This window comes from Moraxella bovis (assembly GCF_002014975.1).
Lineage (GTDB): Bacteria > Pseudomonadota > Gammaproteobacteria > Pseudomonadales > Moraxellaceae > Moraxella > Moraxella bovis.
In genome coordinates this window covers 1-11,220 of sequence record NZ_MUXV01000084.1, presented here as the reverse complement: position 1 = coordinate 11,220, position 11,220 = coordinate 1, and the positions used below count along the sequence as shown (strand labels likewise).

The 11,220-nt window shown below is 45.1% G+C and carries 10 protein-coding genes; 6 read left to right on the top strand and 4 right to left on the bottom strand.

The window, feature by feature from the left end; all coding sequences use genetic code 11:
• From B0182_RS13260 to B0182_RS13240, 5 genes are all read left to right on the top strand, one after another.
• On the top strand, window positions 1-1,281 hold a 1,281-nt coding region (locus B0182_RS13260), incomplete at its 5' end, for a zonular occludens toxin domain-containing protein (RefSeq protein WP_244893704.1).
• Window positions 1,282-1,348: 67 nt separating this feature from the next.
• On the top strand, window positions 1,349-1,678 hold the full coding sequence (locus B0182_RS13255) for a type II toxin-antitoxin system RelE/ParE family toxin (RefSeq protein ID WP_078275369.1): 330 nt from the start codon (window positions 1,349-1,351) through the stop codon (window positions 1,676-1,678).
• Complete coding sequence (gene nadS, locus B0182_RS13250) at window positions 1,671-1,952, top strand: NadS family protein (protein WP_078275367.1); 282 nt, start codon at window positions 1,671-1,673, stop codon at window positions 1,950-1,952. Before B0182_RS13255 ends, nadS begins: the two co-directional genes overlap by 8 nt.
• 48 nt (window positions 1,953-2,000) lie before the next feature.
• Window positions 2,001-2,831, top strand: a complete 831-nt coding sequence (locus B0182_RS13245) for a tyrosine-type recombinase/integrase (RefSeq protein WP_078275366.1) — start codon at window positions 2,001-2,003, stop codon at window positions 2,829-2,831.
• 226 nt (window positions 2,832-3,057) lie between these two features.
• Window positions 3,058-3,693, top strand: a complete 636-nt coding sequence (locus B0182_RS13240) for a DUF2062 domain-containing protein (RefSeq protein ID WP_078275365.1) — start codon at window positions 3,058-3,060, stop codon at window positions 3,691-3,693.
• Between the two features lie 26 nt (window positions 3,694-3,719).
• Here the strand turns inward: B0182_RS13240 and B0182_RS13235 are convergent, their stop codons facing one another.
• The 4 genes from B0182_RS13235 to pepN are packed head-to-tail and all read right to left on the bottom strand — an operon-like array spanning window position 3,720 to window position 10,033.
• Window positions 3,720-4,433 (bottom strand): 16S rRNA (uracil(1498)-N(3))-methyltransferase, encoded by a 714-nt coding sequence (locus tag B0182_RS13235; RefSeq protein ID WP_078275364.1) that lies wholly within the window; start codon window positions 4,431-4,433, stop codon window positions 3,720-3,722.
• Window positions 4,430-5,707 carry a 3-deoxy-D-manno-octulosonic acid transferase gene (locus B0182_RS13230; RefSeq protein ID WP_078275363.1) on the bottom strand — a complete coding sequence of 426 codons (1,278 nt, stop codon included), beginning with the start codon at window positions 5,705-5,707 and terminating at the stop codon, window positions 4,430-4,432. The genes B0182_RS13235 and B0182_RS13230 overlap by 4 nt, the downstream gene beginning before the upstream one ends.
• 1 nt (window position 5,708) lies before the next feature.
• Complete coding sequence (locus B0182_RS13225; RefSeq protein ID WP_078275362.1) at window positions 5,709-7,457, bottom strand: tetratricopeptide repeat protein; 1,749 nt, start codon at window positions 7,455-7,457, stop codon at window positions 5,709-5,711.
• On the bottom strand, window positions 7,454-10,033 hold the full coding sequence (pepN, locus tag B0182_RS13220) for an aminopeptidase N (RefSeq protein ID WP_078275361.1): 2,580 nt from the start codon (window positions 10,031-10,033) through the stop codon (window positions 7,454-7,456). Before pepN ends, B0182_RS13225 begins: the two co-directional genes overlap by 4 nt.
• 332 nt (window positions 10,034-10,365) lie before the next feature.
• Between pepN and pal the strand changes: the two genes are divergently transcribed.
• Window positions 10,366-10,884: a peptidoglycan-associated lipoprotein Pal gene (gene pal / locus B0182_RS13215; RefSeq protein ID WP_078275360.1), complete on the top strand. Its 519-nt coding sequence runs from the start codon at window positions 10,366-10,368 to the stop codon at window positions 10,882-10,884.
• Window positions 10,885-11,220: the final 336 nt, after the last annotated feature.

Sequence of the window (11,220 nt, the reverse complement as noted above, 5' to 3'; positions counted from 1 at the left end):
AAAAAAATTTATTTTTTTGCCCTGCAAAAAAATAAATTTTTTTTGTTTTTTTATAGACGGAGTAACAAAATGAGTAAAGATAATGGCAAAATAAAAGGGCAAGGGCTTGTACTTGTTACGGGTAAAAAAGGCTCGGGCAAGTCCCATTTTGTAACAAAAGAAATTAAGTACATTGTAGACAATTTCCCCGAACATAAGGTTTTTGCTGATATAGATGGATTGAACATTGACGGCGTGGAAAAATCCCCCGAAAACTGGTTGGATGCCCCTAAAAACTGTACAATCATTTATGATGAGGCCCAAAGACTACCTTGGGCGGATAACTCCAATACTAAGATTAATTCAGATGAGCGAGTTAGAGAAATGACAATGATAAGACATGAAAATAAGAATATTGTGCTTATCACTCAAGACCCTACATTTATTCATTCTGCTCTAAGAAAATTGGTAGATGTACATTATCATATATCCCATCCTTTTAAAGATGGAAAACCAAAAGTATTTAAATTCTTTGGTGCAATGTCTCAAATTGATGACAAGGGAAATTATAAGAGTCAATCACAAGAAGAGTTTACCCACCATTTAACCGCTGACATATCTAAGCTTTATAAATCGGTGGATGATGATGCAAGCCATGACCAAAAAAGAAAAATTCCAAAAAAAATCATCTACATGGGTGCTTTTGTGGTGTTTTTGATTCTGGTTCTTATTCCGCTTGGGATATGGGGAATTAAAATTGTCGGTGGTTTTATTTTAGGGGCGGAGGAGCGTGGAGCAGAGTCAATCAGGGAAGCCAATGAACAAATTGGCATAGCACCTGACAAGATGAATGATGACTTGAACAACCGTTCCGCAGTGAGTGGATTTATTGACAATAATCCTAACGGTAGAAATTATGTCAATCCTGAATTGCATAAAAAATATTTGTTGGAATACACTGCAGAAGTTGCAAATGACCCAGTTATTTTACCTGCATCTGTTATGGCAATGAATGGCAAATGTAAGGCTTATAATCAGTATGGCGACTTACTCAACATACCTAACAAGCAATGTTTAGAAATGCTTGTCGAAAAAGGAAGAATACCCCAGAGACGTGATACATATTCACGCACTGGGGACAGTCAAACAAGCAATGATGTTTATTCAGAGTATAGAGAAAATGAATTTACTGAACAGCAAATTCAAACACAACCCCAAAAAACAACAAAAGGCATAACTACAACGGAAGAATATTTATTTTCTGAAAAGTCAAAAACCGAACCTATTTTTAATCCATCTTAATCAGCTCTTGACTTATACCCCAATGGGGTATATAATATCATCAAATGAGGAGCTACAAATGCAGTTATTGACCTTTATTGAAACCAGTATTTTTACAAAAGCCATTAAAGAATTATTTGATGATGATGAATATCGTAAGATTCAAAATGAGCTGTTAAATGACCCACAAAAAGGGGATTTAATCCAAGGTACTGGCGGACTTAGAAAGATTCGTTTTGGTCGTAACAGTGGCAAGAGTAGCGGTGTTAGAATCTTATATTATTATACAGATGAATTTGGTCGCATTTATCTGTTTGCGGTTTATCCAAAATCCGTTAAAGATAATATTACTAATGCTGAAAAAGCGGTTTTTAAAACCCTTATCACCATGCTAAAACAGGAGCTTAAAAATGGATAAGCAGTTATTTGATGATATTGTTGCTTCTATGAATGAAGCCATTGCAATTACAAAGGGCGAAATAGTCCCAAGTCGTACATTCACTTATGAACGCCCAAACATCAAAGATATTCGGGCAAAAACAGGGCTATCACAAACCCAGTTCGCCCAGAAGCTACACATAAGCCCTAAAACGCTTAAAAACTGGGAACAGGGCATTAGAACGCCAACAGGTCCAGCCATTACCCTAATTAGATTACTTGACAAAAACCCTGATTTAATTAGCATGGCATAACTTATTCTGTTTTGCGGTGTAATGTCGCACCGTAAAACAGGTTAAATCATGAATCTACTTGCAATCATTGACTTCTATGTCAAAAACTCGCTTGACATGAAGGGCGTAAACTATGATGACAAACTATGTCATTTTGATTTTTTTGGCGGTAAATCACTAACAATCAAAACCATCACAGATTACTGTACTTATCGCACGCTCCAAGGCGTAAAAAACGCTACAATCAATCGTGAGCTTACCATTGTTCGCAGTGCTGTTAATTTCTACAATAAGCACCACGATGAACAAATTAAAAATCCGCTTAACGGTTTTAAGCTGTTTGAAGAAGAGTTTATACCCTGCTATCTGACGGTTAGACAATGCCAAGACCTCTTAACCCATGCTAAGGGCTACAACGGTAATGACCAGCTTTATCATTTCATCAATCTGCTACTAAATACGGGTTGCCGTCGCAGTGAGCTGTTAAAATTGGAGTGGCAAAATGTGCATTTGGACCAGGGTTATTTAACCGTCTTAAACAGCCTTTCAAAGAACAGAAAGACAATCCATAAACCCTTAAACCCATCTGCAATTCAATCTTTACAGGCTCTCAAACAAGATAATCCCAGTCAATGGGTGTTTTACAATTCAAACACAGGGCAACGCCGTGTAACGTTCCAATCTGCTTTTAAAAAGGCGGTGGAGCGTGCCGACATTGGACAAGTACGCATACATGATTTACGCCATACTTTCGCAAGCATACTCATACAGCAAGGCACGCCCATTTATCACGTCATGCAACTGCTGGGACATTCTGACATCAAAACCACGCAAAAATACGCCCATTTGGGTAGAAACAATCTGCAAGACGTGGTAAAATCCTTGCCTAATTTTGGGTAATAGGCACTTAAAAATAAAAAACGCCCTTTCACGGCGGTAACAGGGGTTCGAATCCCCTATGGAGTGCCAAATTCTAAATCCCCAAGTCATCACTTGGGGATTTTATTTTATCCAGTCATTCATTCAATGTTCACCAAAAACACCTTTTAAATTTGCAAAATTACAACAACATTGTCTCATAAATTTGCTATAATTTGCCATTTCCATTTATTCATCAACGCTCTTCATGCCAAAACAAAAGCTCAAAAACTGGCTCCCCACTCCCGAAAAATTGCGTGAAAACCGCATGATAAGCCTGTTCGCTCCGTTTTTGGCTGACCCACGTCTGTGGCAGTTAAACCGCAACGCCCTAACCCGAGCGGTGTATGTGGGCGTGCTGTGTGCCTTTTTCCCCCTACCTGGTCAGATGCCCCTTGCCCTGATTGGAGCGTTAATCTTTCGTGCCAACGTGCCGATGAGTGTCGCCTTGACATGGATTACCAACCCTTTGACGACCATTCCGATTTTTTGGTTGGCGTATTCGGTGGGGGCAATGCTATTGGGCGAGCCTGTCATTGGCATTCGGGGCATGGGGCTGATTGTGTCGGACTTGACACTATGGGTAACTGGCAACGGTGGCAATCCTTTTGAGATGTATTCGGTGTTTTCCTTTAAGGCGTTTGCGTGGGGACTGCTGGTGTGTGGCATGATTACCAGTGTCGTGCTGGGCATTGCCTTTCGCATATTTTGGCAGTATCGCATCGCCAATGATTGGCAAAAAAGACAAGGCTACAACGCAACCGCCCCCAAATTTCGCACCCAAAAAGGACATAAAGCCAGAGAACAAGCGAAAAATGTCGGCTCTGATGATTTTTCTATTTAAGCATTTTTAATCAACGCTTTACATCATTACACCCAACGCCCAAGGGTTGCATTGACCGCACTCTCAGTTCGCAAAATCCGCTCGCCAAGCGACACCGCACGCACGCCCACACTTGCCAAAAGCTCAATCTCATAAGGCACAAACCCCCCTTCTGCTCCGATGATAATCATGTCAGGCAGGGGATTTTTGTGAATAAAATCCTTAAAACTTGTTTTGGCATAAGGGTGAAAGACAAGGGCGGATTTATCATTTATCAAGCTAGGTAATATATCCTGCACAAAGGGCTTAAAGCGTTTGGCAAGGGTGATGGCAGGTGGCACGCTGTCCACGCCCTGTTGCAGTCCTTCTAGCACAAACTCATCAAGACGGGTAAGCAGGGGCGAGCCCCAATAGCTTTTGTCGGTACGAACAGAATTGATAAGAATAATATGATGAACCCCAAACGCCGTCATGTCCACAATCAGCCGTCTTAGCACCTTAGGACGTGGCAAGGCGAGCATGACGGTTACGCCGAGTTTGGGCGGTGGGTTGGTGTCTAGGCGGACATTTTCCAAAAAACACACTTTATCATCTATATGAGCAATTTGCCCCACGCCCATTTTGTCGCCCAATTTGCCGATTTTTAGGGTGTCGCCAACGCTTGCCTTTAACACCGTTTTGATGTGGTTAAGCTGTTCGGCATTGTCAATCGTGGCGGGGGTATCGTCAAAGGCGGACGGGGGCAGGATAATGACATTCATAACAATTTCCTTATCATATCAAACTGCACCTTGTCCGCCCCTGCCCGCTCTTGTACCAGTCTTTGCCCGCTCTCGCCTGCTTCTTTGGCAAGAGCAGGATTATCAAGCCATGCTTTGATATTATCATACAGTCCGTCATCATCGCTTTGCATGAGTACGCCCACATCGGAAAAATCACGCACAATCTCGGCACAGTTTTTGACATACCGCCCCATGATGACAGGCATAGCAAGGCTCACAGGCTCAATGGGGTTATGACCGCCCTTATCCACAAACGAACCGCCCACCACCGCCACGTCGGACAGCTCATACCATGCCATCAGCTCGCCCATGCTGTCCGCCAAATATACCTGCACATCATCGGCTATCGGCTCGCCTAGGCTACGTCTGTGATAAACAAACTGTGTGCAAAGGCTTGCAACCTCATTAAAGCGTTCGGGGTGGCGTGGCACCAGAATAAGCAGTAGACTGGGGAAAACGGCAAGCAGTCGCTTATGGGTTTCCAACGCCAACCGCTCCTCGCCCTCGTGCGTGCTTGCCATGACCCAAATGGGACGGTTTTTGACAAAATCGGTAAAGTTGGTAAGATTATTAAAGTTATCAAGGGTTTGGGCTTTGCCAATCTGACCGCTCCATTTTAGAGAATATGCCTGCTTGACTTTATCTGGATTTGCCCCAAGTGCGATGAAGTTGCGATAACTTTGCTCATCTTGGGCGATGATGAGGGATAAATTTGCCATCATGCCTTGGCTAAGCCCTTTGAATTTAGCATAGCTATCAAAGGATTTTTGGGTAAGGCGGGCGTTTGCCATAACACTCGCTATGCCCCGCTTTGCCAATACCGACAAGGTATTTGCCCACAGTTCGGTCTCAACAAACACCGCCATCAAAGGGCGGACGTGTGCCAAAAACCGCCCCAATACCGCCACATCATCGACAGGGACAAAGCTGTGCTGTACCGATTTGCCCAGTTCATCTTTAAAAAGCATCTCGGCACGGTTAAATCCCGTCTGCGTGGTACTGGTTATCCACAGATGATAGCCATCAGCCAGCATACGCCTAAGTAGCGGATAGGCGGTGTTTAGCTCGCCCAAAGACACGGCATGACACCAAATGACGGGCTTATCATGACTAATAGGCAAATAGCCCTGTCCGAACCGCTCGGCAATCTCACGCTCATAATGGGGCAAATTGGCTTTTTTGCACGCCAAAAACAAGCAATAAAGCGGTTTTAGGGCGGTAATGGCAAAGCGATAATATAGGGGCGGACGCATGTCAGAACATCACGCTAAGCAAGATAAATAACAATACCGCCCCTACGCCCACAGCGATGAACAGCATGCCATAACGCTTGTCCGAGACCATCTCGGTGCGGTAGTCGCTTTTTAGAAGCTCCACTTGATTCATGTAAGCACAGACCTTTTTGGCTTCGGGATGTCCGCTATCGGCTGATTTGCGAAGCCAATGTTCGCCCATGCTCACGTCCATCGCCATACCGCCATCATTGGGGGCAAAGCCTTGATAATACAGACGGCTGAGCAGTTTTTGGGCTCGGATATCGCCCATCTCGGCAGAACGTTTGGTGAGCATGACCGCTTTATTGATGTCCACGCCCACGCCACGCCCGCCAAAATAGTACAGGGCTAGGCGAAGCATGGCAGACGGATTGCCCTGCTTGACCAGTCCCACCAGTAAGGCAAGTGCCTTTTTGCGTGCCTGCACCTGCTTGTCATTAAACACAATCTCATCCATCTGCTTACCTTCGGCGATTTTGGCATCGATAAAAGCATCAAATTTGGTCAGTACTGCTGTCGCCTTTTGGTATTCATTCACGGCATCGCTTGGGGTATTGATATTGAGCAAATCTTGGTACGCTTCATCAAAGAGCTTGGGCGTGTGCGACGCTCTCGCCCTTTGCTTATAGGCGGACGGGGGTAAGTTTGTGGTATTGGATTGGTGCGGACTTTTGGCTTGATGTGGTGTGTTTGGACTTGCAACATAAGCTTGACTGGCAGACTGGGCAGGTTGTAAGGTTTGCATATCTTGCATAACTGGGGCTGGGCTGTGGCTGATTGGTTGTCCATCCACCATGACTTGATTAAAACTTGTTAAATCATCTTGCCCATCGTTTGTCAAAGGGTTTATTGAATGATTTTGCAAGTCGTTATTTAAATTATTTTGCCCATTATCTTGCAAACCATTTTGTGAGCCATTTTGCAAGTCATTTTGCAAACCATCTTGCAAACTATTTTTTAAAACAGCCTGCTCATCTTGCTCATCAACCGTTTGCACTGACTTATCTGTTTGCTTTAAAAACAGCGGTTGCTCGCTAAACAACTGCTTAGCTCTGTCATCGGCAGTTGGGTCGTGTTGCAACTGTTTAAAACGACTGATAAAATCATGCACCGCCCAATACAGGCTGTCCTCTGCCACGCCCACGCCTTGCCCATTATCATCAAGACCTGCCACAAAGGTGCGGTCAATCGTGCCAAACAGCCTTGCCCCGATGACAGGCAGGATAAAAAACCTATCCGCCACCGCTTGCCCTGCCTGCCCCACGCCTTGGCACAATACGCCCATGCCATAATAAAAGCCCTGCAACTGCTCATCTGCCATCTGACTGTGGGTATCTACCCCCATCTGCGAGAACAGGCGAGCATAGACACAGCTAAACCCTTGGGCGGTGTAGATATTTACGGTAGGCTTAACCACCGATTGGACAAGCTCTTGCTTTATCACCTGCACGACATGATACGCCAAGATGATGATGAGCCGAGCAAAGTCATCATGAGATAGCACACGAGCTTCGCTCACACTCTTGCCTGCCAAGTCTGATTTGACCGCTGATAAGAACACGTCCAGCAGTTTAAGACTGTCCAAATCCGCCTTGAATGCCGTCTGCTGAGCGATGAGTGTAGACAGTCGCTGATGATAGGCAAAGCGTTTGCCCGCCACACTCATGCCCTGCCACAGCTCATGCACTTCTTTATCAAATCCAAACCACACAAATGGGGTAACACTCATGCTTTATCCCCGAGCATATTATTTAAGAATTCAAGCACGTTTTTGGAGCTTACTTTTTGTTGCAAGGCGATAAGCTCTGCCTTGACCATCTCTTTATCATCGCCCGATAGCGTGTACCAGCGAGCCAGAGCGGACAAGGAGCGAGACGCTAGCACAGGATTTATCACGTCTAAGCGAGCCACTGCCGACAGATACAGCGAAATGCCGTCTTTTGTCCATAGCTGAGTGGGCTTGCTTGCCAGTCCGCCAAGCGTGGTACGCACACGGTTTGGCGTTTGCCAATCATAATCCGATCGCTCCATAAGAGCCTTGATAAACGCCACATCACGGCTGTCCGCCCCTGCTTGCACGCTAAACCATGAGTCAATGACAAGGTCGTTATCATGATATTCTTCATAAAACTGAGCGGTATAATCGTCTGCATTGGGCAAGCCAAACTCAATCATCGCCCCCAATGCTCCGAGCTGTTCACTCATGCAAGTGGCGTTGGTGTACTGGCGTTCGGTGCGTTCGGTCATGTCAAGTTTGGCGGTCAGTGCTAGATTGAGTAGCACGTTTCTAAGCAATCTCACCCCACGAGCGTCAGGCGTGTCCTCATAAGGTACGATAGGCAGGGCGTCATACCACACTTGTACATGGTCGGCTAGGGCATGGGCGATTTGCTCTTTTAGGGCGGTGCGTGTTGCCTTGACCGCTTGTGGGTCATAGTCCTTATCGTACGCCACCGCAAGCTCGCTTTCGCTTGGCATATCAAACAGGCGAGCGGTCAGCATGGGGTCTTTGTGCATGAGCGTTGGCACGATACGTTTTAGGGTGTCAGTTAGCAAGGCGACATTGTCCGATTTACCAAACAACAGTCTACCCACCAACGTCTGCACCGCTTGCCATTGGTTAAAGCCTTCGTTTTCAAATTGTACAATTTTTACCAAATCTTCATCGGTATAATCAAATTCTAGCTTGACAGGGGCGGAAAAATTACGCAGTACCGACACCACAGGACGCACCCCGCCCAAATCCAAACCGTCAAAACCAAACGTATCGCTGTCTTTGGTCAAAAGTAGCAACTCTTGGGCGAGTAGCTCCCCACTCTCCCCATGAAAAATCGCCACGTCTATCGGTATGGGTAGGGCTTTTGGCTCATCAAATCCTGCCACATGACGAGTTTGTTGGCTAAATGCCAGCTTGACACTGTCGCCCGCCACGTCAAATCCGCCCGTCAGCACAGGCGTACCTGCTTGGGTATACCACGCCAAAAAGTCAAGCACACGTCCATCGCCCACGCTCATCGCCGATAAAAAGTCTTCAATGGCAACGGCTTGACCGTCATAGCGAGCAAAATATTCGTCCGTGCCTTGGCGGAATTTGTCTTTGCCAAGCAAGGTCGCTATCATACGCACAATCTCAGCCCCTTTTTCATAGACGGTAACGGTGTAGAAGTTGTTAATCTCCACAAAACTGTCAGGACGCACCGGATGAGCCAGCACGCCTGCGTCTTCTTTGAACTGATAAGCCTTTAAAAAACCCACGTCATCAATGCGTTGCACCGCAGGCGAGCGATGACTTGCTGAAAAACTTTGGTCTCTAAATACGGTAAAGCCTTCTTTTAGGCACAACTGAAACCAATCACGGCAGGTAATGCGATTGCCCGTCCAGTTATGAAAATATTCGTGGGCGATGACCGCTTTGACATGAAAGCTCCGCTCATCGGTCGTGGTTTTTGGGCTAGATAACACGCAAGACGTGTTAAAAATGTTCAAGCCCTTATTTTCCATTGCCCCCATATTAAATTGCCCTGTGGCGACAATCATATAACGATCAAGGTCATACGCCCGACCATAATGCTCTTCGTCCCACGCCATGGCGTCTTTTAGGGCGGTCATGGCAACGTGGCATTTGTCAATGTCGGCAGGCACGGCGTAGATTTCTAGGAGTACTTCACGCCCCTCAATGGTCGTGTAATGGTCGCTCATCACCGCCAAATCCGCCACCACGCACGCAAACAGGTAGCTTGGCTTTTTGGTGGGGTCATGCCAGACGGCAAAATGTCTGTCATCGCCCACGTCGCCTTTTTCTATCAAATTACCATTGGCAAGTAGCACAAAAAAACGCTTGTCCGCTTCTACCCTTGTGGTGTATTCGGTCAAAACATCAGGGCGGTCAGGGAAAAAGGTGATTTTACGAAAGCCCTCTGGTTCGCATTGGGTAACAAACATCAGCTCATCGCCCGTACCCGACTGATACAAGCCTTCTAGGGCGGTGTTGGTTTGGGGCGTGATTTTTACGTCAATCGCGACTTTGGCGGTATCGGGGGCGTTGTGAATGGTTAGGCTCTCGTCATCTAAGGCATAATCATCAGCCGTCAGCACTTTGTCATTGATGCTAATATTTAAAAGTTCAAGCTCACGCCCTAGCAGGACAAGTTTGCCGTCATGCTCACGACTCATGTTTAGCACGCTAGATACGGTGGCGTGGTCGTTAAATACTTTAATGTCTAGGTAAATATCGTCCACACGATAAGTCGGTGGCGTGTAGTCTTTTAGGTAGATTTTTTGGGGTTCTTTATTGCTACTGGTCATGGTTTTTCCTAGCTTAGGTTTGGATTTAAATTGATAAATGAATACGCCATACTATCAAATTTTTACCATGAAAAAAAGACCGTCTCACCCCCAAAATCACCAATATGGTCACTTATTTTGCTACCGCTTATCAAAAAGCCCCAAAAACAGCCAATCTTTCCGCCCAAATACCCCAAAAACAACCCTAAAATGACTTGCTAAGCCCATTAAATTTTGTCATTATAGAGCATGATTTTCTCACATGATTTTGCAAATTGTCATTAAGTAGCAAACTGTGGTAAAATGGTACAATCGTCAAAATGGTTTTATAATTATTCAATTAAGGAGCATTTATGCTTACTTCTAAAATCTCAACAGCCCTTGTATTGGCTTTGACTGCCAGCACCCTTATGGTGACAGGCTGTGCCAGCAAAAAGCCAAAATCACAAGTAGTTGTTGCCCCCCTAGGTGGTTACGGTGCTAATGGTGGCTATACTGGCGGTGCTTTGGTCAATAACTCAGATGCCATCCAAAACGCTGCTCGCAACATGCAAGGCGTGGTGCATTTTGACTTTGACTCTGATGCCATCCGTGCCGATGCCGCTGCCATTCTAGACCAACAAGCCCAATTCTTGAACACTAATCAAGGTGCACGCGTGCAAATCGCAGGTCATACCGATGAGCGTGGCACTCGTGAATATAACATGAGCTTGGGCGAGCGTCGTGCCGCTGCTGTACGTAGCTATCTTGCCAGCAAAGGCGTGAACACTGCCAATATAGAGATTTTAAGTTTTGGTGAAGAGCAACCTGTCGCCACAGGTTCAAACGAAGCATCATGGGCTCAAAACCGCCGTGCCGAGCTAAGCTACTAATTTATTTAACTCTAAAGATAAGCCCAAAATCTTGCGATTTGGGCTTATTATGGTTTAGGCCTTAGAGATTTGGTTTTTGTGGTGCTTTTCATGTTTTTATAAAAGTCATCTTGTCTTTTAATTTAAATAAAATGTTACTAATGGTAGGTACACCTTATTATAAAGCAAGGAAATTCACTTTTAAAAATAAAAAACAACCAATAATCAATAATTTATCATTTTTAATTAGGGCGTGTTGAATATTGGTATTTGCCATGAAAAATGAGAAAAATCGCACGTTTTTCAAGAAAAAAACTTGAGACTGATGGTTGTTCTATCAAGCAAGTTTTTATTATG